This window comes from Streptomyces sp. NBC_00647 (genome assembly GCF_045207245.1).
GTDB lineage: Bacteria > Actinomycetota > Actinomycetes > Streptomycetales > Streptomycetaceae > Streptomyces.
Genome location: NZ_CP109040.1, coordinates 786915 through 807875 on the forward strand (window position 1 = coordinate 786915; position 20961 = coordinate 807875).

Consider the following 20961-nt stretch of genomic DNA (forward strand, 5'->3'; position numbering starts at 1 on the left):
TCATGACCGTCGTCCTACCCGGTCATGACCGTCGTCCTACCCGGTCATGACCGTCGTACCCGGCCATGACCCTCGTACCCCTTGCGGCTCGTCGGCCGAAACCGTCACCGGGTGACGGGAGTTGTCACCCGCCCAGGTACGGGCTGTAGAGCGCGGAGAGGAAGCGGGTGACGATGACCTCGCGGGTCGCCGCCGGGAGGGCGTCCAGGAGGCGGTTGACCGGGGCCATGCGGGCCGCGTTGTCGCCGGTCAGGTCGACACCCGCGGCGGGGAGCAGCGCCGCGAAGGACGCGTTGTCGAGTTCGGTCAGGTCCACCTGTTGGAGCAGGTCGACGATGTCCGCGGGGGGCGTGGCCGGGCCGAGCGGACGGACGATGTCGACGCAATCGCGCAGGACGGCGAGCAGACTCTCGACTCCGTGCTCGCTGACCCCGGTGAGGGTCAGGTGCAGGTTGGCCGGGAGGCCGTCGAGGCTGAGTTGGGGCTGGAGGAAGAAGCCACGGGCGCGGGTCTCGTCGGCGAGGGCGAAGAGGTCGAGCGGGGTGTCGGCGGTCGGGTCGGTACCGATGGCGACGAGCGTGGCTTCAGGGGTGCCGAGGACGGTGAGGCCGTCGATGCCCTCGACGCCGGCGATCAGTCTGCGGGTCGCGGACAGGGCGGCGCGGCCGAGTTCGCGGTAGCCGTCGGCGCCGAGCGCCTGCAGCGTGGCCCACGCCCCGGCCAGGGGTCCGGCCCCCTTGCTGCTCTGGATGGTGGAGTTGACGACGCTGTAGCCGGGCCAGGTGGCGCAGGCGTAGTAGGCGTTCAGACGCAGGGCCTCGTCGCGGAACAGCAGCACGGAGGCGCCCTTGGGGGCGTACCCGAACTTGTGCAGGTCGCAGGAGAGGGAGGTGACGCCGGGGACGGAGAGGTCGAAGGCCGGGACGGGCGCGCCGGCCTCGGCGAGCCAGGGCAGCAGCCAGCCGCCGACACAGGCGTCGACGTGGCAGGGGATGCCGCGGGCGGCGGCGTCGGCGGCTATCTCCGCGACGGGGTCGATGACGCCGTGGGCGTAGGAAGGGGCGGAGGCGACGACGAGAACGGTGTTCTCGTTGCAGAGCGCCGCTACGGCCGCGGGGTCGGCCCGGTAGGTCACCGGGTCCACGGGTGCGCTGCGCACGGTGACCCGCAGGTAGCTGCCGGCCTTGTGGAAGGCGGCGTGGGCGGTGACGGGGACGACGATCTCCGGGGCGACGACGTCCGGGCGGGCGTCCCGGGCGGCCTTCACCGCCAGGATGATCGACTCGGTTCCGCCGCTGGTGAAGATGCCCGGGGTGGTGTCGTCGCCGCCGAGGCGGGTGGCGGTCGCGCCGATGACCTGGCGTTCCAGGGCGACGATGCTGGGGAAGGCGGTCGGGTCCAGGCCGTTGACCTCCATCATGCTCAGGTAGGCCCGCTCGGCGGCTTCGCGTACTTCGGGACGGCCGCTGTCGTAGACGTAGGCGGTGGTGTGCCCGCCCCGGGTCGGCAGGTCCGCGGCGGTGAGGACGGCGAGTTCGGCGAGGAGGTCGGCGCCGGTGCGGCCGGTCTCGGGCAGGCCGGGGTGGGCGGCCCGGGCGGGGGCCTGCTGAGGAGTCGTCATCAGATGGATTCCGTTTCTTGCCGGTCGCGGCGGCGGCCGTAGGCGCGCAGGGCGGGCAGGGAGAGCAGCATGAGCAGGGCGGGGATGAGACTGAAGCCCAGCAGGATGCCGGTTCGTGCGGTGGCGGTCTGAGCGACCGGATGGTCCAGGGTCGAGGAGACGAAGCCGGTGGCGGCCAGGGCGATCGCGTAGGCGCCGGGCCCGGCCGCGAGGCCGACGGTCTCGCCGGCCGTCCACAGCCCGGTGAACGCGCCGGACTGAGCGTGGCCGGTCCTGGCCGTGTCGGCGTGCACCGTGTCGGGCAGCAGGGCGAGCGGGAGGACCTGCAGGGCCGCGTAGCAGATGCCGAGCACCCCGCAGAGTGCGAGCGTCGCGACGACCGCGCCGGTGTCGCTGTCGCTTCCGGCGGCCGGGAACAGGGCCGCGGCGCCGGCGGCGTAACCGCACGTCGCGACCGTGAGGCAGCGCAGCCGGCCCCAGCGTCCGGCGGCTTTGGCCCACAGGGGAACGGCGATCGCGCTTGGTGCGACCAGGCAGACGAAGAGGACCGAGGTCAGGCCGTAGCCGCCGAGGCGGTAGGTGGCGACGTAGGGTGCGGCGGCGAGCATGATCGCGACGGCGGCGGCCTGCAGCACGAAGGAGGCCAGCAGCGCGAAGAAGGCGCGGTTGCCGCGGGCCGTACGGAAGGCCGCGACCAGGCCGAGGGGTTCGGGTCCGGGGTGGGAGCGCACCCAGCGGGTACCGAGGGCGGGCACCAGCAGGACAGCCGTGATGACGAGGCCCACGGTCACCCCCATCGCTCCGTATCCTGTCCGGCCGCCGCCCGCAGCGGTGACCACGGCGGGGGCCGCGCCGCCCGCGACGAGGATGCCCAGGGTCAGGAAGACGATCCGCCAGACCATGATCCGCGTGCGGACGGCCGGGACGGAGGACATCTCGGCGGGCAGGGAGACGTACGGAACCTGGAACAGCGAGAAGGCGCTGGCGGCCAGTACGAAGGTGACGGTCACCCAGGCGACCGCGCCGGTGCCGGTCATCGGTGACAGGAACATCGCCGCGAACGCCGCCGGCAGGGCGAGCGCGCCCGCGACGAGCAGGCGCGTACGACGGCCGGTACGGACGGCCTCGCGGTCGCTGGCGGCACCGACCATCGGGTTGAACACGGCGTCCCAGGCCTTGGGCAGAGTGACCACGAGTCCGGCGATGCCGGCGGGGACGCCCAGCGCGTCGGTCATGAAGTACAGGAGCAGCAGGCCGGGGACGGTGGAGAAAACGCCGGTGCCGACCGAACCGAGGCCGTAGGCGAAGAGACGGCGGCGGGTGATTCCGGCGGCGGGGCCCGCGGGGAATACGGCGGTCGTCATCCGTGCCCCTGGTCGCGTGGTTCCCGGGCACCGAGCCCGAGATCACGCAGGACGAGGGCACGCAGGTGCGCGCGGAAGCGCGGGACCTCGGCGCGGATGCCCGAGCGGCAGAAGCCGTGGGTGCTCCAGAGCACCGTCCAGACGGTCATCTCGATGTCGGTGGGCGCGGCGGACCCGGCCGGCTGTGCCGCCGGCACGACCTCGCGCACCGTGTCCCGGACGGACTCGATCAGCGGTCGCGCGTAGGTGGCCTCCAGATCCGCGAACTCGGCGGCGTCCGAGAGCCAGCGGCGCATCCAGAGGGCCGGGATGTGGGGCTGGTCGAGACAGAAGTCGAGGTACCGGTCGACCAGGCCGGTGACGGCCGCGACCGGATCGGTGGGCGCGAGCGCCCGGAACGCGACCAAGGCGTCCGTCAGCACCCGTTGCTCGGCGAGGTGGGCGCGGAGCATGACCTCGCGGTAGAGGTCCGGCTTCCCGCCGACGTGGTAGGCGACGGTGGCCATGTTCAGCCCCGCCTCGGCGGCGATTCGGCGGGTGCTGGTGCCGTCGTAGCCGTTGTCGGCGAAGAGGGAGGTGGCGGCCGCGATGATGCGTTCACGACTGGCATCGGCGGGTGGTGGATCGGGGGCCGGGGAGGCGGGCGGCGACTCGGACATGGCGGGGAGATTACGCCGCCGCGGGCCACTGATCAATCGATTGATGGAGAGGATTTCAGCGGGCTCGCCCTGTCGCTGCGCGAAGGCCTCCAAGAGGCAGGAAATCGGATGTGCCAAAAAAGTCGGACGGTGATGTCGAGAACCCGTGGCCGGCTCCGTCCCCGACGTGAAAGCGGCCAGAATGGGCCGCACCAGCACCGAGGAGAAGCACGATGGCCAAGTACTTGCTGCTCAAGCACTACCGCGGAGCTCCGGCTGCGGTCAACGACGCGCCGATGGACCAGTGGACACCGGAGGAGATCTCGGCCCATCTGCAGTACATGAACGACTTCGCGGCCCGGCTCGAGAAGACCGGCGAGTTCGTCGACAGCCAGGCACTGGCCCCCGAGGGGACGTTCGTCCGGTACGACGGCGAGGGTCGCCCGCCGGTCACCGACGGACCGTTCGCCGAGACCAAGGACCTCATCGCCGGCTGGATGGTGATCGACGTCGACACCTACGAGCGCGCTGTCGACCTGGCCGGGGAGCTGTCGGCCGCCCCCGGTGCGGGCGGCGAGCCGATCCACGAATGGCTCGAGCTGCGCCCGTTCTACGGCGTGTCGCCCACCATCACGGAGTGACCTCTCAGATGAACGAGGTTCTGCTCCGGAGCCTCACGCCGAGTGTGCTCGGCATCCTCGTCCGCCGCGGAGCCGACTTCGCGGCGGCCGAGGACGCCGTGCAGGACGCGCTGGTCGAGGCGGTCCGCGTGTGGCCCGCCGACCCTCCGCGGGATGCGAAGGGCTGGCTGGTCACCGTGGCCTGGCGCAAGTTCCTCGACGCGACCCGATCGGACACGGCCCGCCGCCGACGTGAGGACCTCGTCGAGGAGGAGCCGGCGCCGGGGCCCGCGCCCGCGGTGGACGACACGCTCCAGCTCTACTTCCTGTGCGCCCATCCGTCGCTGACGCCCTCGTCCGCGGTCGCGCTCACGCTGCGCGCCGTCGGCGGGCTGACCACCCGCCAGATCGCCCAGGCCTACCTGGTGCCCGAGGCGACCATGGCTCAGCGCATCAGCCGGGCCAAGCGCACCGTCTCCGGCGTGCGGTTCGACCAGCCCGGCGATGTCGACACCGTGCTGCGCGTCCTCTACCTGGTCTTCAACGAGGGCTACTCCGGCGACGTCGACCTCGCCGCCGAGGCCATCCGCCTCACCCGGCAGCTCGCGGCCGCCATCGATCACCCCGAGGTGGCGGGGTTGCTCGCCCTCATGCTGCTGCACCACGCCCGGCGTGCCACCCGGACCGCGCCCGACGGCAGCCTGGTGCCGCTGGCCGAGCAGGACCGCGGCCGGTGGGACACCGCGTCGATCGCCGAGGGCGTCACCATCCTTCAGGCCGCCCTCGCCCGCGACCGGCTGGGCGAGTTCCAGGCCCAGGCCGCCATCGCGGCACTCCACGCCGACGCGCCCACCGCCGGGGAGACCGACTGGGTACAGATCGTCGAGTGGTACGACGAGCTCACGCGCCTGACCGACAGCCCGGTCGTCCGGCTCAACCGCGCGGTGGCCGTCGGTGAGGCCGACGGGCCACGCGCCGGCCTGGCGGCGCTCGCGGCGCTGAAGGACTCCCTGCCTCGCCACACCGCCGTGGCGGCATACCTCCACGAGCGCGACGGCGACCTGGCGACGGCGGCACGGCTGTACGCCGAGGCGGCCCAAAAGGCACCCAACCTCGCCGAGCGCGACCACCTGACACGCCAGGCCGCCCGGCTCAACGCCCGTCGACCTCACTGACGGTTCATCAGCAACCCACGGGAGGCGGCCATCTGTCAGCCGTCAGCCGTCAGCCGTCAGCCGTCAGCCGTCAGCCGTCAGCCGTCAGCAACAGCTTGCCGCTGAGGTCGTCGACTCGTCCGGCGCATCCTCGCTCGGCCCGGTGCAGCAGGCGCCGCCCCGCTGCTTGGCCAGGGTGCCCGCGTCGGCCTTCACGACGTACACCTCCCAGGGTTCCTGACCCGGGCCGTGGACCCAGACCTTGTCCTGGAGGGCGTAGCAGCAGGTGGTGTCGTTCTCCTCGACGGTGGCCATCCCGGCCTCGGCGAGCCGGAGGGTTGCCGCATGCACTGCCTCGGTCGTCTCGACCTCGACGCCGAGGTGGTCCATGCGGGTGTCCTCTCCCTCGGCTCCTTCGACGAGGACGAGTTTGAGCGGGGGCTCGGCGATGGCGAAGTTGGCGTAGCCGTCGCGGAGTTTGGCGGGCTCGGTGCCGAACAGCTTGGTGTAGAAGGCGATGGACGCGGCGAGGTCGGGGACGCGGAGGGCGAGCTGGACACGGGACATGGCGAGCCTCCTGCTGGTGATGGGTGGGGTGGTGGTCAGCAGCCGCCGGACGCAGCCGGAGCGCCGATGCCGATCTGGAGAGTGGTCGGGGCCGCGCAGCAGCCTCCGCCGTCGCCGTCCTGCGTGGCGTCCGGGTCGTCGAACAGGCCGGCGCCGCCGCAGACCCCGGTTTCCGGCAGGGTCAGCTCGACCCGCTCGGCGGCCTCCTGGTCGCCCGCGATCGCGGCGACGACCGAGCGGACCTGCTCGTAGCCGGTCATCGCCAGGAAGGTGGGGGCGCGGCCGTAGGACTTCATGCCGACCAGGTAGACGTTCCTCTCCGGGTGGGACAGCTCGTTCACACCGTGTGGGTAGACCGTGCCGCAGGAGTGCACGTTGGGGTCGATGAGCGGGGCCAGCGCGGCCGGGGCCTGGAGACGCTCGTCCAGGCCGAGTCGGAGCTCGGACAGGAAGGACAGGTCGGGGCGGAAGCCGGTGAGGACGATGACCTCGTCCACCGGGTCGAGACGGCGGCCGTCCTCGGCGACCAGCACCAGGCGACCGTCGCCGTCGCGCTCGACCGCCTCGGTGCGGAAGCCGGTGGCGGCGGACGCGTGACCGTCCTCGACGGCGGCCTTGGCACTCAGGCCGAGCGCGCCGCGGGCGGGCAGCTGGTCGGCCTCCCCTCCCCCGTAGGTCGAGCCGGTGATCCCGCGCCGCAGGATCCACACCGCGTGGGTGTCCGCCTCCTCCTTCGCCAGGTCGGCGAGGTGGGCGAGGGCGGTGAAGGCGGAGGCCCCCGAGCCGACCACGGCAGTGCGCTTCCCCGCGTAGCGGGCGCGGACCGCGGTGTCCTTGAGGTCGGGGACGCGGTAGGAGATGCGTTCGGCGGCCGCCTTCTCGCCGAGGGCGGGCAGGCCGTCCGCTCCCACGGGGCTGGGCACGGACCAGGTGCCGGACGCGTCGATGACCGCGTCGGCGGTGATCCGCTCTTCACCGCCGTCCGCATGCCGGACGTGCACGCTGAAGGGCTGCTCGTCACGGCCCGCGTCGACGATACGGTCGCGGCCTTGTCGTGCCACCCCGGTCACCGTGACGCCGTAGCGGACCTTGTCGCCCAGGATGTCGGCGAGCGGCTGGAGGTAGCGCTCGACCCAGTCGCCGCCGGTCGCGTAGGTGGCGCCGTCGGGGCGGACCCATCCTGTCGGGGCGAGGAGCTTCTCGGCGGCGGAGTCGACGACCTCGGCCCAAGGCGAGAACAGCCGCACGTGCGACCACTCGCGTACGGCACTTCCCGCCGACGGTCCCGCTTCCAGGACCAGCGGTTCGATGCCGCGTGCGACGAGGTGAGCGGCGGCGGCCAGGCCGATCGGGCCGGCTCCGATGACCACGACAGGCAGGTGGTCGGTGGTGGGCGCGTTCACGGGATCCCCTTTTGATTCGACATTCGTCGATGTCTTACACGGAAAGAATGACTCCTGATTCGATGAGTGTCAACATAGATAGATATCGAATCCGGACAGGCGGCCGTGCAGCACGCAGGTACGGCAACCCGAGACAGTCGGGCGCGCCTGCCGCACCCCCATCCCGCGAACGGAGCGCGGCACGGCCGCGAAGGAAGAGAGCACCGCAAACGCCCACCTCCCGACCGGGAACCGATCGCGCCTGATCGCGCCTCGCACACGCCCGCCACCCTGCTTCGACATGTGTCAACATAGACGCATGTCGAACATAAGGGTGTTGCCCCTGCTGGAACCGCAGGCCTCCGCCGCCGAGGCTCCATGCTGCCCGCCGCTGACCGAGCGGCCCCTGACAGCGGAAGAGGCGGAGCGGACAGCCGCCATGTTCAAGGCGCTCGGTGACCCGGTCCGGCTGCGCCTCTTCTCTCTGGTCGCCTCGCACGAGGGCGGCGAGGCGTGCGTGTGCGACATCTCCGACGTGGGCGTCTCCCAGCCGACCGTGTCCCACCACCTGAAGAAGCTCAAGGAGGCCGGGTTGCTGGCCTCCGAGCGGCGCGGGACCTGGGTCTACTACCGCGTCGAGCCCGCGGTGATGGCCGCTATGGGGCAGATGCTCGCGTCGTGGGGTTGACCCCACAGCCCGCCGGTTAGGCGCGGCCCGCCCGACAGCGGCGTCGCTCCACGCGGCGTCGCTCCACGCGGCGTCACTCCACGCGGCGTCGCTCCGCGCGGCGTCACGCGACGGGGCTACCCCCCCTCACTCCGGCCGGGCATGAAGATGAGCGCCACCAGCGCCAGCCCCACCACGGCGCCGACGAGTTGCACGCCGATGAATCCGGGGACCGAGGCAGGGGCAATACCCGCGAACGTGTCCGTGAAAGCGCGGCCGATCGTCACCGCCGGGTTGGCGAAGGACGTCGATGACGTGAACCAGTAGGCGGCGCCGATGTACGAGGCGACCGCGACGGGCGCGAAGCGCAGCCGGTCGGTGCGGGCCAGCCCGAAGATCAGCAGGATCAGCCCGGCCGTCGCGACGACCTCGCCCAGCAGCAGGTGGCCCGCCGAGCGTTCGTGCGTCGACCATTTCACCAGCGGCTCGCCGAACATCGCGTCGGCCAGGACGGCGCCCGCGATCGCGCCGACGATCTGAGCGGGGACGTAGGCAGCCGTCTCGCGCAGGGTGACTCCGGCTCCGCCGCGGCGGGCGGTCCACCACTCGGCCAGGGTGACCGCCGGGTTGAAATGCGCGCCGGACACCGGGCCGAACAGGGCGATCAGGACGCCGAGACCGAAGACGGTGGCGGTGGAGTTGGCCAGCAGTTGCAGGCCGACGTCCTTCGTCAGTTCGGTGGCCTGGATGCCGGAGCCGACGACGACCGCGACCAGAGCCGCGGTGCCGACCAGTTCGGCTGCCGCCTTGGCGATCAGCGGGGGCGCCTGGGGCGCAGTGGCGCCCGGGGCGGGCTGCGGCACCGCACCCGCCGAGGCCTTGGGAGCCGGCTCGGCAAGGTCGTGCTCGGTGGCCTCGGTGGCGGTCAACAGGGCTCCTCGGTGCAGGTCCGCGCGGGGGCGGGGATCAGGGGCAGGACCGCTTGACGTTGTTCTCGGCGGTGACGCGAGCCGTCTCCGCCAGGTCGGCGAACTGGACCGCGAGGGAGGCGACGACGTCGGGCTTGAGCCGGTAGTAGGTGAACCGGCCGCACGGCTCGGTCTCCACCACTCCCGCCTCGCGCAGCACCTTCAGATGGTTGGAGAGGTTGGTCTGACCGGCGCCCGTCTCCTCGATCAGGTGCGTGCTGCAGAGCGTTTCCCTGGCGAGCAGGGTGACGATACGGAGCCGGAGCGGGTCGGCGAGAACCCGCATCAGATCAGCGTCGACTGACATCATCATGGACTGATACTGTCACATCACTCCAAACTGATACCAGTCGCGGCGACCTCGGGACCGGCATCGACACGGTGGCGGGAATCCGGACCCACAAGGAGTCCCCCCGGCCGACCGCCTGTGCCTCACCACCGCACGACCCGCGCAAGCTGCTCGATCGCCCACGAAGGAAGACCCGATGCCCTCCAGCCCGCTCGCCTCCGTGTTGTTCGTCTGTGTCCACAACGCCGGGCGCTCGCAGATGGCAGCCGGGTTCCTGAACCACCTCGCGGGCGACCGGATCGAGGTCCGCTCCGCCGGCTCGGTCCCGGGCGACCAGGTCAACCCCGCGGCCGTCGAGGCCATGAAGGAGATCGGCGTCGACATCGCCGACGCCGAGCCGAAGATCCTCACCACCGAGGCCGTCCAGGCGTCCGACTACGTCATCACCATGGGATGCGGCGACGCCTGCCCGGTCTTCCCCGGCAAGCGGTACCTCGACTGGGCGCTCGAGGACCCGGCGGGCAAGGGCGTCGACGCCGTCCGCCCCATCCGGGACGAGATCAAGACCCGTATCGAGGCACTCATCACCGAGATCGACGCTCGACAGGGGACGTAATCCCGCAACGGGCAATGGCATGCGCGGAGTCGTCGCCTCCGGCGGTGCCCCACATCGGCCCGCGTGTGACGCACAACACATGACAGCATGCAATTTTTACCCAGCGCAATGATCAGCGGACGCGTCTCGCCCGTACCTCCTGCCGTATCCGATAGTCACGTCAGGAGGCATCATGCCCGTCTCACGCAACTTGGCAGGAACGGTCTTCGTGGGCGGCGCGTTGACCCTGACGCTCGCCGCGCTCGCCTACCCCGCCATGCTCGGCGTCCAGACCACGTCCAGCGCCTCAACCCGCATCATCGCCAACACCCGGTACGGCCCACTCACCGAGGCCGACCGCGACTTCGTCGTGAAGGTCCGCTCGGCCGGACTGTGGGAGTACCCCCTGGGCGAGATCGCGCTGAAGAAGGGCTCGACACCGGCGATGCGGGAGGCCGGCAAGCATCTGATCGTGGGACACGCCCGCCTCGACGAGCTGTGCCGCAAGATCTCCCCGGAGCTGGGGATCACCCTGCCCAACCAGGCCACGCCGCAACAGCAGCAGTTCGTCGCGACCTCGGCAGCTCAGTCGGGCAAGCAGTTCGACACGACCGCCGCCAACATCATGCGTGTCACGCACGGCCAGATCTTCCCGGCCATCGCCAAGGTCCGCGCCACCACCGAGAACTCCCTGGTCCGCGAGCTCGCGAACCTCGCCAACGACACGGTCCTCGATCACATCACCGTGCTGGAGAAGACCGGCACCATCAACTTCGGCCAGGTCCTCGCCCAGCAGAGCGCCCCGCCGGCGCTCCCCAAAGACCAGGTCACCCCGCCCGCGCCGCAGCCCGGCTCCCCGGTCCTCGTCCTCGCCCCGCGGCCCGACCTGAACGTGAACACCGCCTCCCCGACTCCCAGCCCTACGGTCGGCTGATCCGGCGCGGGCCGACGGCTTCCCGTCCGAGGAACGCCCGTCGGTCCCTCACGCCGGCCCCGCGCAAGGCTGGTTCGGGCAGCGGACCGGCGGTCACCCTTCGTGAGCCACAGCGGTGTCCATCGTCCAGCCGAGCGGATGCGCCTCCCGGGGATCCTCCTCGGGAGCCGCGGTCTCTCCCCCCGCCTCGTTGAACGCGGCGAGGGCCTCGACGAGCGCCGCCCGCTGCCGCGGCGCGAGGCGTTCGACGATCGCGGCGATCTCGGCCTGGCGCCGTGCGGTGACGTCGTCCACCGTCCGGCGCCCTTCCTCGGTGAGCTGCAGCAGCGTCTCCCGGCGGTTGTCGGGGTTGGTCCGGCGGTCGGCGAGCCCGGCGGCGATGAGCCGGTCGACCATGCGCATGGCGGTGGACGGTGCCACCTGGAGCAGATCGGCCAGAACGACCAGCTTCGTCACACCACGGGTCGACAGCACTACCAGCATCCGGAACTGAGGGAGAGTCACCCGTTCCTCGACCGCGGCGAGCGAGCGGGCGGAGACCGCGACGAGCAGCCGGGACGCGCTCAGCACCGCCCGGGTGACAGCATCGACATCGTCCATCGCCCCCGATGGGGTCTCACGCTCCGACATACGTCCTTTCTACCTCGCCGAAGTCACCGCCCACCGCGAAACCGCTGCCGACCGGTTCCTGACCCGGGCGTGCCGAGCCCCTTCCCTCACTGATCAGTCGCTCCATCCCATGATCAGGAGTTCTTGTGTCCTCGGACAGACCCGTGGCCCACGGTCCAGCTGGTGACGGGCCGACATCCGAGACCCTCACGTTCGCCCCGTGCGGCGCGACGCGCCCCGGCGACGAGGTCTGGTCCACCGCGATCCCGGGATACCGCCGCCACGAGCGGACCGCCGTCGTCGGGCACGGCGACACTGAGTGGCACGCCGCGTCCGACGCGGTCCTGCGCTGGGGGGTGAAGCGCCGCAGCGGCTTCAGCGTCACACCCTCGGCGGGCGCCGGCGCACGCGTCACCGAGGGCGCGCGCTAGCGGAGCGTCGGGAGGGCTGGTCCCGGCGGAGCCGGGCGGTGCTCACACGGGCCGGTTCTGCTGTTCGATGTACTGCCTGACCACGGAGAGCGGGGCGCCGCCGACGGCTCCGGCGAAGTAGGACCCGGACCAGAGTTTGTTGGCCCGCCAGTAGCGGCGCACCAGGTCGGGGAACTCCTGGCGCAGGCGGCGGGAGGAGACGCCCTTGAGGGAGTTGACGAGCTTGGTCACGGCGACCTTGGGACCGACCGCATGATCTCCTTCATCCGCCTCAAGTGCGCATCGGTGAACACTTCGTGCCGAAGGCGACGAAGACGAATGCACATGCATGACGAAAGCACAGTGGCGACCAGTTCTGATCTCCTGCATCTCACCCATAACCCAAGTGCGTATCGTGACGGTCATGCAGCTCAGGTACAGCTTCCGCCTGTACCCGGACACCGGCCAGGAGACGGCGTTGGCGAAGGCGTTCGGGTGTGCCCGTGTCGTGTTCAACGACGCGGTCCGCGCCCGCGAAGACGCCCGTAAGGCCGAGCAGCCGTTCCCGAAGGCCGGGGAGCTGTCGACGCGCCTGATTACCGAAGCCAAGCGGACAGCGGAACGGTCCTGGCTGGGTGAGGTATCCGCGGTGGTGCTCCAGCAGTCCCTTCGGGACGCCGAGACCGCGTACCGCAACTTCTTCGCCTCCCTCAAAGGCACCCGCAAGGGCCCCAGGACCGGCCCGCCCCGCTTCAAGTCCCGCAAGGACGCCCGGCAGTCGATCCGGTTCACCGCCAACGCCCGCTGGAACCTCACCGACAGCGGCCGTCTGAACCTGCCGAAGATCGGCGCGGTGAAGGTGAAGTGGTCCCGCACACTGCCCGCCACCCCCACCTCCGTCACCGTCATCAAGGACGCGGCCGGACGGTACTTCGCCTCCTTCGTCATCGACACCGACCCCGCCGCCGACACGACACGGATGCCCGACACCGACCGCACCATCGGCATCGACCTCGGCCTGACCCACTTCGCGGTCCTCTCCGACGGCACGAAGATCAACTCTCCGCGCTTCCTTCGACGCGCGGAGAAGAAACTGAAGAAGGCCCAGCAGGAGCTGTCCCGCAAACAGAAGGGAAGCAAGAACCGCACTAAGGCTCGCCTCAAGGTCGGCCGCGCCCACACCAAGGTCACCGACGCCCGCCGCGAGTTCCACCACCAGCTCTCCACGAAGCTGATCTCCGAGAACCAAGGGATCGCCGTGGAGGACCTGTCGGTGGCAGGACTGGCCCGCACGAAGCTGGCCAAGTCCGTCCACGACGCCGGATGGGCATCGTTCATCAACATGCTGGAATACAAAGCACAAAGGTACGGCCGCGCCCTGGTCAAGATCGGCCGGTTCGAGCCGACCTCCCAGACCTGCTCGGCCTGCGGCGTCAAGGACGGACCCAAACCCCTGAACGTCCGGGAATGGACCTGTACCGCCTGCGGCGCCGTCCACGACCGGGACATCAACGCCGCTGTCAACGTGAAAACGGCCGCCGGACTGGCGGTAACGGCCTGCCGAGCGCCGGTAAGACCAGGAGCAATCCCGGCACAACGCGAAGAAACAGGAAGCCACGGATTCCCGACCGAACCCCGTGCCGCGTAGCGGCACAGCAACGATCGAGAAGGCCAGAATCCCCGGGCTTCAGCCCGAGGTGCAAGTCAAACCATCACGGCGGCGTGTGTGTGTGGTGTGTGTGCGGCCCGCTGGCCGTCCATGAGCCCGTCCGCGTCGTGGCCGTGGTCGACACACCCGACACGCGGGGCTTCGCCTACGGCACGCTGCGCGGTCATCCGGTGTCCGGTGAGGAGGCCTTCATCGTGCGCAAGGCTCCTGACGGCCGGGTCACCCTGACCCTGCGTTCCCTGACCGCCCCCGCCCCCGCGGGGATGTGGCGGCTCCTGTTCCCGCTGCTCCTCATCGCGCAACGCGTCTACCGTCGCCGCTACCAGCGCGTGCTCAAGGCAACTGACTTGAAGCTCAAGGGCACTTGATCCTCGGATGGCGGAGCGGCCGATCGACTCGCCGCCGAACAGAGTGAGCCCGGGCAACTCCGCGAAGGCGCGGCGGAGTCGATGGGCGCCGACGCCGCCCGCGAACCTGCGCCCAGGCTGGAGGAGATGGTGACAGTCGGCCGCAGGGATGGCGGGTCACCGACGTCTTGAGCCGACCGGCCAGACTGGTCGATCCCTTCTGCCCTCCGACACTGCTCCCCCTCGAGCGGCTGTGTCCGTGCGCGAAATCCGGCCCTTGACCGGACAGTCGGCGCACTCGGCCGCATAGCCTTCGCGACGCCGGGAACTGCGGGAAGTGGTCCGGTTCCGGGCCGTCCGGGCGGAAGGTGGTGGAAGGTGTGGACGACTACCCGCTCTCCTCGCACGAAGCGGGCATCCTGAGGCGAATCGAGGCATCCCTTCACGGGGACGCCCGTTTTCGGCGCCGCATGGGGCAGTTGACCCGCGGAGCGGCCCCATCGAGCTCTCCGGAAAGGCCCTGTCCGTAGCTTGAGCCTGCCGTCGGTGCTCGCCCTGACTTGGATGATCACCGCGGTGCGGATGTCGGAGTCGGTACTGATCGTGGCCTTCTCGTCCCTATGGGCCGCCGTCACCATTGCGGTGGCCGCCGTGTGGATCTGCGCCTGGACACGGAACCAGTACCTGTGACGATGCCGGGGCGCGGTCGATGGCCGGAGACCCGTCACGCCGAGGGTCTGGCACCATCCACGGGCAAGCCTCTGACGGCGGGGGAAACCCAGTCGGCGCCCTGGTGATGGCAGGGTGAGTGTGGGTCCGCGAGGTCGGCGACCACAGCCGAGATCTGCCGCTGCACATGGTCGGGGAGCGGCTCGCCCGTGACTGCCCCCACTAGTTTGTCGGCGAGATCGTGAAGCTTGGTGTTAGTGCGCTGGGAGACCTCCACGAGGACGCTCCAGGCTTCCTCAACACTCAGGCTGAACGAGGCCATCAGCACGCCACGGGCGAGGTCTATGCCCGGCCGGGTGCGCATGGCTCGTTTCAGGTCGACGACCTCGGCGCGCAGTGCCGTCTCGCTGTTGCCGTCCATGCGGGGAGCGACGCCATCCCGGTGGGCGAAGAGTGGTGCTGTGCCCGTGAGCATAAGCAGCCGTGCGACCGCGGGTCCGGCCACGCGGATGCGGACCGTCTTGCCTTCGGCATGGGCAAGGCGCCGGAGGCGCAGCAGTACGCGGAGACCGGAACAGTCACAGAAGTAGACCCGGGAAAGGTCGAGATCCAGTCCTTGGGGCGCCTGGGCCAGTGCATCGCACAGGCTCCGCTGGAGCTGCTGCACGCAGTCGATGTCGATCTCACCGGCAACGGTGACCAGCGTCCGTCGACCACCTGGGTACGCGGCCGTCTCCAGCAACGCAGGCGTGCGAACTCCCGTCCTGGTACCGCAGACCAGTGCTTCGGAGGCGGCTCCGTCCCCGATTCCCGGCGGGGGAGAAAACGAATGTTCTCGCATGGCATCTAGCGTCACCCCCGCCGGTTCGTACGTCAAGAGATACATGAAATGTATTTCACCCTTTTGGATACGTGAACATGAGGTCTACTCTTGAAGCATGACTGAGGTACCCGATGGACACAGTGGTTGGACCTTTCTGACCAGCCACGCAAGAGTCCTCGCCGCTATCGACTCAGGAGGCCAGGGAACGCGCATCCGTGACATCGCGGCACGGTGCCGGCTCACCGAACGCGCCGTCCAGAAGATCATTTCCGATCTGGAGCAGGGGGGCTATCTCGCCCACACGCGGCGGGGACGCACGAACCGGTACCGCATCCAACCGGGGACCGGCCTTCGGCACCCCGCCGACTCGGGACTGAGCGTGGCCGGCCTGCTTGCGGTCCTCGACCAGCGAGAAGGCGCCCCAGAATCCCGGCGCAAGCGGCGAGCCCACCCCTCGTCCGATCACGATCGCTCAGGAGTGTTCGCGCGCGACGACAACACGGCGACCTCTTGAATGCCTGCCGCAGGTCACCGACTCGGCCGCCGGAATGCGGTCGCTCCTGGAAGCGTGCCCTCCCGGCTCGGCCCGCGACGTCCTGACCAGCGTGTGGAGCAGTTCCAGGGGCGGTTACGGCCACGGCTCCCTCCTCGCCATAATCCCGTCCCTGGGATGTGGATGATCGCCTCCGCCGGATTCGCGTTCCACGGGGCCCATTTCGCCTCGTACGACAAGACCTACGGCACCATGGCCGGCGTCATCGCCTTCCTGGTGTGACTGTGGATCAGCACCTGGCGATCCCCCTCGGCCTGAAGTTCGACGCGGAAGCGGTGCGCCAGCGGGCCATCGCCGGAGGCCTGCCTCGGGCGATCGCCGGCGCCCCTGCCACCCGGGGCCGAGCCCTACACCCGGCCCCCGGCCTGCACGGCCGGCGCGCCGGCCGGGATGCTCAACGGTCTGGGTGTAGCGCTGGGCGGCGCGGGTGCGGGTGCCGACAGCGGCGCCCATCGAGCGGTTGAGGGCTCCAGCGGGGCACTCGCTCAGCGTCAAGAAGTGCCAGAACACGGAGGACAGCCGACTGAGGCCATCCGAGTACATACGGAGCCACAGTGAAACGGCGAGGCGATGGCGGGTACCCGTTGTCCATGAACACATACACCCCCACACCCGCGTCGAACGAGAAGGCTCCGGCCCTGGAGACCGCTTCGGCCTGGTGGCTGAAGGCCCTGGACCGCATCGAACGCTCGGACGGTGCGGACCCGGCGATCCGAGCCCTTCAGCGCAGGATCCGTTCACTCCCCCTGGGCAAGGCGCGCGACCTGCTGCACGGCAGGCCGCTGGGCCATCCTGTGCATCCTCTTCTGGTGCACGTCCCGATCGGTTGCTGGTTGTCGGCCGCCGTACTGGACATCGTGCCGGCCGGTCGGCGTGCGCCTACGACCCTGACGGTCGTCGGTTTGGCCGGTATCGCCCCCGCAGCGATCGCCGGCTGGGTCGACTGGGCAGACCTGCCGCCCGAACAGGCCCGGGTCGGCCTGGTCCACGCGGCATCGAATGTTGCTGCGGTGGCCTTCTACACCGTGTCCTTGACAGCCCGGCTCCGCGGCCACTCGACAAAGGGCAGACTGTGGTCGTTGGGCGGGCTGACGGCAGTTGCTGTGAGCGGTGCTCTGGGCGGCCACGTCGCCTACCGGCAGCGGTCGGAGCCCCTGCCACATCTCACCTTTGACTGAGCAGGCTGCGGGGCTGCGGCGACGGATCCGGGAGCCCTGCCACAGTGCGCACGGACAGGCCGGGCCGGCCGCGGAGGTCCGGACGCCCGTCGGCGGCGCTCCTCAGGATCGGCGGGCGGGGAAAGGCCCCTCCGTCGGGTCGTGAACCACGGCGCGGGCCACGTCGGCGAGTATGACCTGGTGGCTTCGGGCGTGGTGGCGCAGCAGGTCGAAGGCATCGTCGACGGTGCAGTTGAGTCGTTCGGCGAGCAACCCCTTGGCCTGTTCGATGATGACGCGGCTCTCGAGCGCGACGCGCAACTGCCTTTCCCGAGAGCGGAGATCATCGAGAAGGGCGCGGTGCGACAGACCGATCGCTGCGGCGTCGGCGAGCAGCCGGCCCGCGCGCGCGTCCACGGTCGACTGCGCGCGGTGCCGGTGGTACAGGTTGAGGGCGCCCAGGTTGCGGTCGAGGTATCGCATGGGCACCGCCGTGACAGCGGTGACTCCGACGCCCGCTGCGTGCGAGGCGAACCGGGGCCACCGCGTCCGGGTGTGCGGGTGGTCCATGGATACATTGGCCAGCGGCTTGGCCGTGCGGCAACTGTCCAGCCCTGGCCCTTCGGTCAAATCGGCCTGGACGGAATTCAGCTGCAGCGCGATGCCGTCGCTGGCCGCGCCGTGGGTGATGGTCCCCTCCGCGTCCGTGAGGAAGCATGCGGCCGACTCCACGCCGGGCAGCAGGGCCGCGGCTTCTGCGAGCCGCTGAAGGACGCTCTCGCAGTTCTCCTCGCGCACCGGAGCGTCGGCCAGGTCCAACAAGGTGGGAACCGTCGGGTGTCCGTGGAAGGTGGGGCTCATATTCATCGCCATAGAATCGAATTTTCTTTCGTGCGGCGCAGCTCGAGTGGCCGGGCAAGGCACTCGGTGGGGTCCCCTCGCACGGGAGAAGTACACCTCCGAATCGCCCCGCCACTGGGCCCTTCGGCCGTTTGGCGGATTCGTGGGGGCTGGAGAGTCCGATCGCACGAGGGCCGACGGCGCGCCTCTTCGTCCGTCACGGGCTCGGTCACCGGCAGACCAGGGCCGCGACCCCTGTGCCGGACGTGGAAGAACACGTTTGGACCGGTCCGGGGGTGAAACTCGCCTACGGCTGAGCCCGGGGTTCGATACGAGCGTCGGGGGAAGGGACTCACGTCCTGCTCCTTGGACCGAATGTCGCCCTCAGGCGGCGGATCGACCGCGACCGTCCAGCACGGAGAGGATTCACCCGCATGCGTATCGCATTCCTTGTGGCGCCGGAAGGCGTCGAGCAGATCGAACTGACCGAGCCATGGGCCGCCGTGGCGGATGTCGGCGGCACCCCCGTCCTCGTCTCCACTGAACGGGGAGAAGTGCGGGCCTTCCAGCATCTCGACAAGGGGGACACCTTCGCCGTCGACCAACTGGTGCGGGACGTATCCGTGGCCGAGTTCGACGGCCTTGTTCTGCCCGGTGGCGTAGCCAACCCCGATCAACTGCGCCTGGACGAGGCGGCCGTGGCCTTCGTGAAGGAGTTCTTCGAGGCGGGCAAGCCGGTGGCGGCGATCTGTCACGCACCGTGGATCCTCGTCGAGGCCGATGTGCTGCACGGCCGCGATCTCACCTCGTGGCCGAGCCTGCGCACCGACATCAGCAATGCTGGCGGAAACTGGGTGGACGAGCCGGTCAAGGTTTGTGACGGCGGCCCCAACACCCTTGTCACCAGCCGCAAGCCGGACGACTTGAAGGCGTTCTGCAAGGCCCTTCTCCGCGAGTTCGACCGCGCGGCCGCGTGAGCGAGTCCCCGGACACTTCTCTCTTTCGCCTTGCACCGGTGACGAATTCGCGGCTGCGCAGCGCCCCAGGTGGAGTCCGGTTCGCGAGGGTCCACCCCTGCCCGTGAGTGGCTGACCGCGGTGGGGGCGATCCGTTTGGGCCACTGACGACTCGGACACCGCCTGCTCAGGGCTGCCGGTGGCCTTGCGCACGACGTCGCGGGTTCGGGCGATCACGGTGGCCACAGGACCCACCCCGAGTTCTTGAGGCGTTGTCGGTGCCGGGGTGCGGTCGTGTGGGCGCCGCGGGATACGGCGGCCCGGACGACGCGGGCCAGGGTCTCGAGCCTGAGCAGTTCGACGACGTCCAGTTATTTGTCCACGGGCGCGTCCTCTGGCCGGTCGGCTCGGCTGAGGGTGCCGCCGGGACGGGCGGGCACCCAGGCACGGAGTGGTGGGATCACGTCACCCGAACGACGGCGCCCTGCCGTTCCGCATTCTTCCCTGAGTACGAGCGAGCTGGCCCAATTGATGCCGATCGTAAGCCGGTTCACCCGCCCTGCCAGCCGTCGTGGTGCAGGACCTGCTCGAGCGGCAGCCGCGGCCCCGGCCGGAACGTGCCGCGCAGCGGGTGGGCCGTCGGCAGCAGCGCGCCCTGCCGGACGGTGGGCGGCAGACCCAGCAGGTCGGCGACCTCCCGCTCGCGGTCCAGGTGAACCGCCGTCCAGGCGGTGACCAGACCGCGGCTGCGAGCGGCCAGCGCGTAGTTCCAGGCCGCGGGCAGCAACGACGCCCACACACCTGCTTGGTTGCCCGTCGGCAGCCGGCCGTCGGGCACTTCGATGCAGGGGATCACCAGGACGGGCACGCGGTGCAGCCGGTCGGCCAGCGCACGCGCGTCGGTGATCACGGACCGCGTCGCCTCGGGCACCTCCGCGAGCGGCTCCAGTGTCGCGGCGTTGCGGTCGTGGAACGCGGCGCGGTACACCTCGGCGACGTCCGCACGGATCCGCGGGTCGGTGAGCAGGATCCAGCGCCAGTTCTGCCGGTTGTTGCCGTTGGGTGCCTGCAGGGCGACGCGCAGACAGTCCTTGACCAGGTCCGGGTCCACCGCGCGGTCCAGGTCCAGGCCACGCCGCACACATCGTGTGGTGGTCAGCAACTCCTCGCAGGACAACGGAGGTTCGTCGGTCACAGCGGCAACACGGCCCCGACGGCCAGCGCGAGGTAGGTGATCACGACGAAGCCCATGGCCACCGGCACGGGCCACCCGCCGCGGCCGGCGGCCAGGAACCGCCGGGTGCCCCAGGCGGGCAGGACGGCGGCCAGGCACGGCAGCAGCCGGAGCGGGCCCTGCGGCGCGAACAGCAGAACCTGGAAACCGACCGCCCCGGCCGCGAAGCCCGCGGTGACCAGGGCGCTGCGGCGCGGGCCGAGGTCGACCGAGTACATGCGGGCCCCGGGTGGCGCCTCCCAGGACGTCTTGCGGGCGAACTCGAAGTGCAGGAAGACACCGGCGCACAGGGCGAGCAGCGCGGCACCGCGCCAGTCTGCGGTGACGGTCCCCGCGGCGACGAGCGAGCCGTAGACATAACCGCCGAGGAGCACCTGCACCGGGTAGGTGATCGCCAGGTTGAGCAGCTGCCGGTCGCGTACCGCGGGCGACAGCCGTTCCAGCACGGCGAGGAACAGCCCGTAGGCGAGGGACGCGAGGATCAGCAGGGCGGCCGAGGCGGACCGGGCCGCGTTCAGGACCGTCACCACGACGGCGATCACCGCCATCGCGCCACGTAGTTCGGCCGCGGTGATCGCGCCGGTGACGAGCGGCCGGTCGGGGTGGTGGACACGATCGTGGGCGAGGTCCTTCTGCTCGTCCAGCATCCGCAGGAACAGCAGCACCAGTACGACGCTGACGACCCGGACCCAGGTGGCGCCGGACGGCCGCCAGGCCGTGCCGGTCGCGGCCGACGCCGAACCCTCCAGGGCGAGGACCCACAGCAGTCCGTAGGTGACGTAGATGTGCGGACGGAACATCCGCAGCACGAAGCGGCCCAGTCTGGCGGGCACCTGGGGGACGGCGACGGTGGTCACGGCGACGGCTCTCCGGTCGGGTGGGGCCGGGGAGTCGG

The 20961-nt window shown here is 70.4% G+C and carries 25 protein-coding genes and 1 pseudogene; 13 read left to right on the plus strand and 13 right to left on the minus strand.

The window, feature by feature from the left end; genetic code table 11:
• Nucleotides 1–124: 124 nt before the first annotated feature.
• From OG788_RS03360 to OG788_RS03370, 3 genes are read right to left on the minus strand one after another with little or no spacing between them, the layout of a single operon-like run.
• On the minus strand, nucleotides 125–1621 hold the full coding sequence (locus tag OG788_RS03360; protein WP_406369015.1) for a pyridoxal phosphate-dependent decarboxylase family protein: 1497 nt from the start codon (nucleotides 1619–1621) through the stop codon (nucleotides 125–127).
• Nucleotides 1621–2985, minus strand: a complete 1365-nt coding sequence (locus tag OG788_RS03365) for an MFS transporter (protein WP_406369016.1) — start codon at nucleotides 2983–2985, stop codon at nucleotides 1621–1623. Before OG788_RS03365 ends, OG788_RS03360 begins: the two co-directional genes overlap by 1 nt.
• Entirely contained in the window at nucleotides 2982–3644 is a 663-nt protein-coding gene (locus tag OG788_RS03370; protein ID WP_406369017.1) for a TetR/AcrR family transcriptional regulator, read from the minus strand. Before OG788_RS03370 ends, OG788_RS03365 begins: the two co-directional genes overlap by 4 nt.
• A 212-nt stretch (nucleotides 3645–3856) precedes the next feature.
• On the opposite strand from OG788_RS03370, the gene OG788_RS03375 reads away from it, so the two are divergent.
• Entirely contained in the window at nucleotides 3857–4264 is a 408-nt protein-coding gene (locus OG788_RS03375; protein WP_406369018.1) for a YciI family protein, read from the plus strand.
• Nucleotides 4265–4272: 8 nt separating this feature from the next.
• Nucleotides 4273–5418, plus strand: a complete 1146-nt coding sequence (locus OG788_RS03380) for an RNA polymerase sigma factor (protein WP_406376657.1) — start codon at nucleotides 4273–4275, stop codon at nucleotides 5416–5418.
• An 84-nt stretch (nucleotides 5419–5502) separates the two neighbouring features.
• Here OG788_RS03380 and OG788_RS03385 read toward each other — a convergent pair whose 3' ends face one another.
• Together OG788_RS03385 and OG788_RS03390 are read right to left on the minus strand one after the other, a co-directional pair.
• A complete protein-coding gene (locus OG788_RS03385) occupies nucleotides 5503–5964 on the minus strand; it encodes an ArsI/CadI family heavy metal resistance metalloenzyme (protein WP_406369019.1) in 462 nt (153 codons plus the stop codon).
• Between the two features lie 35 nt (nucleotides 5965–5999).
• Nucleotides 6000–7367 (minus strand): NAD(P)-binding domain-containing protein, encoded by a 1368-nt coding sequence (locus tag OG788_RS03390; protein WP_406369020.1) that lies wholly within the window; start codon nucleotides 7365–7367, stop codon nucleotides 6000–6002.
• 298 nt (nucleotides 7368–7665) lie between these two features.
• Here OG788_RS03390 and OG788_RS03395 point away from each other — a divergent pair, with 298 nt between their 5' ends.
• Nucleotides 7666–8034: an ArsR/SmtB family transcription factor gene (locus OG788_RS03395; protein ID WP_406369021.1), complete on the plus strand. Its 369-nt coding sequence runs from the start codon at nucleotides 7666–7668 to the stop codon at nucleotides 8032–8034.
• Nucleotides 8035–8150: 116 nt separating this feature from the next.
• Here OG788_RS03395 and OG788_RS03400 read toward each other — a convergent pair whose 3' ends face one another.
• Together OG788_RS03400 and OG788_RS03405 are read right to left on the minus strand one after the other, a co-directional pair.
• Nucleotides 8151–8942 (minus strand): aquaporin, encoded by a 792-nt coding sequence (locus tag OG788_RS03400; RefSeq protein ID WP_406369022.1) that lies wholly within the window; start codon nucleotides 8940–8942, stop codon nucleotides 8151–8153.
• Nucleotides 8943–8979: 37 nt separating this feature from the next.
• Nucleotides 8980–9294 carry a metalloregulator ArsR/SmtB family transcription factor gene (locus tag OG788_RS03405; protein WP_351554029.1) on the minus strand — a complete coding sequence of 105 codons (315 nt, stop codon included), beginning with the start codon at nucleotides 9292–9294 and terminating at the stop codon, nucleotides 8980–8982.
• 172 nt (nucleotides 9295–9466) lie between these two features.
• Here OG788_RS03405 and OG788_RS03410 point away from each other — a divergent pair, with 172 nt between their 5' ends.
• Together OG788_RS03410 and OG788_RS03415 are read left to right on the plus strand one after the other, a co-directional pair.
• Entirely contained in the window at nucleotides 9467–9886 is a 420-nt protein-coding gene (locus tag OG788_RS03410; RefSeq protein WP_406369023.1) for an arsenate reductase ArsC, read from the plus strand.
• A gap of 172 nt (nucleotides 9887–10058) precedes the next feature.
• On the plus strand, nucleotides 10059–10799 hold the full coding sequence (locus OG788_RS03415) for a DUF4142 domain-containing protein (RefSeq protein WP_356757304.1): 741 nt from the start codon (nucleotides 10059–10061) through the stop codon (nucleotides 10797–10799).
• 93 nt (nucleotides 10800–10892) lie between these two features.
• On the opposite strand, the gene OG788_RS03420 is transcribed toward OG788_RS03415, so the two are convergent.
• Complete coding sequence (locus tag OG788_RS03420) at nucleotides 10893–11429, minus strand: MarR family winged helix-turn-helix transcriptional regulator (RefSeq protein WP_406369024.1); 537 nt, start codon at nucleotides 11427–11429, stop codon at nucleotides 10893–10895.
• A 125-nt stretch (nucleotides 11430–11554) separates the two neighbouring features.
• Between OG788_RS03420 and OG788_RS03425 the strand changes: the two genes are divergently transcribed.
• Nucleotides 11555–11839 (plus strand): DUF1990 family protein, encoded by a 285-nt coding sequence (locus tag OG788_RS03425; protein ID WP_406369025.1) that lies wholly within the window; start codon nucleotides 11555–11557, stop codon nucleotides 11837–11839.
• Between the two features lie 42 nt (nucleotides 11840–11881).
• Here OG788_RS03425 and tnpA read toward each other — a convergent pair whose 3' ends face one another.
• The gene (gene tnpA, locus OG788_RS03430; protein WP_406369026.1) at nucleotides 11882–12169 is read right to left on the minus strand and encodes an IS200/IS605 family transposase; all 288 of its coding nucleotides are present in this window, start codon (nucleotides 12167–12169) and stop codon (nucleotides 11882–11884) included.
• Nucleotides 12170–12242: 73 nt separating this feature from the next.
• Here tnpA and OG788_RS03435 point away from each other — a divergent pair, with 73 nt between their 5' ends.
• The 3 genes from OG788_RS03435 (at nucleotide 12243) to OG788_RS03445 (ending at nucleotide 14524) form a co-directional block, all read left to right on the plus strand.
• Nucleotides 12243–13466, plus strand: coding sequence for an RNA-guided endonuclease InsQ/TnpB family protein (locus OG788_RS03435; protein WP_406369027.1), 1224 nt, complete (start codon nucleotides 12243–12245; stop codon nucleotides 13464–13466).
• Nucleotides 13467–13540: 74 nt separating this feature from the next.
• The gene (locus OG788_RS03440) at nucleotides 13541–13855 is read left to right on the plus strand and encodes a DUF1990 family protein (RefSeq protein WP_406369028.1); all 315 of its coding nucleotides are present in this window, start codon (nucleotides 13541–13543) and stop codon (nucleotides 13853–13855) included.
• A 525-nt stretch (nucleotides 13856–14380) separates the two neighbouring features.
• Entirely contained in the window at nucleotides 14381–14524 is a 144-nt protein-coding gene (locus tag OG788_RS03445) for a hypothetical protein (RefSeq protein WP_406369029.1), read from the plus strand.
• A 34-nt stretch (nucleotides 14525–14558) separates the two neighbouring features.
• On the opposite strand, the gene OG788_RS03450 is transcribed toward OG788_RS03445, so the two are convergent.
• Complete coding sequence (locus tag OG788_RS03450; protein ID WP_406369030.1) at nucleotides 14559–15344, minus strand: STAS domain-containing protein; 786 nt, start codon at nucleotides 15342–15344, stop codon at nucleotides 14559–14561.
• Between the two features lie 97 nt (nucleotides 15345–15441).
• Here OG788_RS03450 and OG788_RS03455 point away from each other — a divergent pair, with 97 nt between their 5' ends.
• The 3 genes and pseudogenes from OG788_RS03455 (at nucleotide 15442) to OG788_RS03465 (ending at nucleotide 17057) form a co-directional block, all read left to right on the plus strand.
• Nucleotides 15442–15840, plus strand: coding sequence for a helix-turn-helix transcriptional regulator (locus tag OG788_RS03455; RefSeq protein WP_406369031.1), 399 nt, complete (start codon nucleotides 15442–15444; stop codon nucleotides 15838–15840).
• A 156-nt stretch (nucleotides 15841–15996) separates the two neighbouring features.
• A pseudogene (locus OG788_RS03460) lies at nucleotides 15997–16187 on the plus strand (YhjD/YihY/BrkB family envelope integrity protein); the annotation flags it as partial.
• 282 nt (nucleotides 16188–16469) lie between these two features.
• Nucleotides 16470–17057: a DUF2231 domain-containing protein gene (locus OG788_RS03465; protein ID WP_406369032.1), complete on the plus strand. Its 588-nt coding sequence runs from the start codon at nucleotides 16470–16472 to the stop codon at nucleotides 17055–17057.
• 102 nt (nucleotides 17058–17159) lie between these two features.
• Here the strand turns inward: OG788_RS03465 and OG788_RS03470 are convergent, their stop codons facing one another.
• Nucleotides 17160–17897 carry an ANTAR domain-containing protein gene (locus tag OG788_RS03470; RefSeq protein WP_406369033.1) on the minus strand — a complete coding sequence of 246 codons (738 nt, stop codon included), beginning with the start codon at nucleotides 17895–17897 and terminating at the stop codon, nucleotides 17160–17162.
• Between the two features lie 413 nt (nucleotides 17898–18310).
• On the opposite strand from OG788_RS03470, the gene OG788_RS03475 reads away from it, so the two are divergent.
• Nucleotides 18311–18853 carry a type 1 glutamine amidotransferase domain-containing protein gene (locus OG788_RS03475; protein WP_406369034.1) on the plus strand — a complete coding sequence of 181 codons (543 nt, stop codon included), beginning with the start codon at nucleotides 18311–18313 and terminating at the stop codon, nucleotides 18851–18853.
• 529 nt (nucleotides 18854–19382) lie between these two features.
• Here the strand turns inward: OG788_RS03475 and OG788_RS03480 are convergent.
• Nucleotides 19383–20027, minus strand: a complete 645-nt coding sequence (locus tag OG788_RS03480; protein WP_406369035.1) for a nitroreductase family protein — start codon at nucleotides 20025–20027, stop codon at nucleotides 19383–19385.
• Nucleotides 20024–20923 carry a hypothetical protein gene (locus tag OG788_RS03485; RefSeq protein WP_406369036.1) on the minus strand — a complete coding sequence of 300 codons (900 nt, stop codon included), beginning with the start codon at nucleotides 20921–20923 and terminating at the stop codon, nucleotides 20024–20026. Before OG788_RS03485 ends, OG788_RS03480 begins: the two co-directional genes overlap by 4 nt.
• Between the last annotated feature and the right edge of the window lie 38 nt (nucleotides 20924–20961).

Bases quoted from the DNA above. Each gene is read 5' to 3' on its own strand.
- OG788_RS03360 (WP_406369015.1), bottom strand. From the start codon at position 1,621: ATGACGACTCCTCAGCAGGCCCCCGCCCGGGCCGCCCACCCCGGCCTG.
- OG788_RS03365 (WP_406369016.1), bottom strand. From the start codon at position 2,985: ATGACGACCGCCGTATTCCCCGCGGGCCCCGCCGCCGGAATCACCCGC.
- OG788_RS03370 (WP_406369017.1), bottom strand. From the start codon at position 3,644: ATGTCCGAGTCGCCGCCCGCCTCCCCGGCCCCCGATCCACCACCCGCC.
- OG788_RS03375 (WP_406369018.1), top strand. From the start codon at position 3,857: ATGGCCAAGTACTTGCTGCTCAAGCACTACCGCGGAGCTCCGGCTGCG.
- OG788_RS03380 (WP_406376657.1), top strand. From the start codon at position 4,273: ATGAACGAGGTTCTGCTCCGGAGCCTCACGCCGAGTGTGCTCGGCATC.
- OG788_RS03385 (WP_406369019.1), bottom strand. From the start codon at position 5,964: ATGTCCCGTGTCCAGCTCGCCCTCCGCGTCCCCGACCTCGCCGCGTCC.
- OG788_RS03395 (WP_406369021.1), top strand. From the start codon at position 7,666: ATGTCGAACATAAGGGTGTTGCCCCTGCTGGAACCGCAGGCCTCCGCC.
- OG788_RS03405 (WP_351554029.1), bottom strand. From the start codon at position 9,294: ATGATGATGTCAGTCGACGCTGATCTGATGCGGGTTCTCGCCGACCCG.
- OG788_RS03410 (WP_406369023.1), top strand. From the start codon at position 9,467: ATGCCCTCCAGCCCGCTCGCCTCCGTGTTGTTCGTCTGTGTCCACAAC.
- OG788_RS03415 (WP_356757304.1), top strand. From the start codon at position 10,059: ATGCCCGTCTCACGCAACTTGGCAGGAACGGTCTTCGTGGGCGGCGCG.
- OG788_RS03420 (WP_406369024.1), bottom strand. From the start codon at position 11,429: ATGTCGGAGCGTGAGACCCCATCGGGGGCGATGGACGATGTCGATGCT.
- tnpA (WP_406369026.1), bottom strand. From the start codon at position 12,169: ATGCATGTGCATTCGTCTTCGTCGCCTTCGGCACGAAGTGTTCACCGA.
- OG788_RS03435 (WP_406369027.1), top strand. From the start codon at position 12,243: ATGCAGCTCAGGTACAGCTTCCGCCTGTACCCGGACACCGGCCAGGAG.
- OG788_RS03450 (WP_406369030.1), bottom strand. From the start codon at position 15,344: ATGCGAGAACATTCGTTTTCTCCCCCGCCGGGAATCGGGGACGGAGCC.
- OG788_RS03455 (WP_406369031.1), top strand. From the start codon at position 15,442: ATGACTGAGGTACCCGATGGACACAGTGGTTGGACCTTTCTGACCAGC.
- OG788_RS03465 (WP_406369032.1), top strand. From the start codon at position 16,470: ATGAACACATACACCCCCACACCCGCGTCGAACGAGAAGGCTCCGGCC.
- OG788_RS03470 (WP_406369033.1), bottom strand. From the start codon at position 17,897: ATGAGCCCCACCTTCCACGGACACCCGACGGTTCCCACCTTGTTGGAC.
- OG788_RS03475 (WP_406369034.1), top strand. From the start codon at position 18,311: ATGCGTATCGCATTCCTTGTGGCGCCGGAAGGCGTCGAGCAGATCGAA.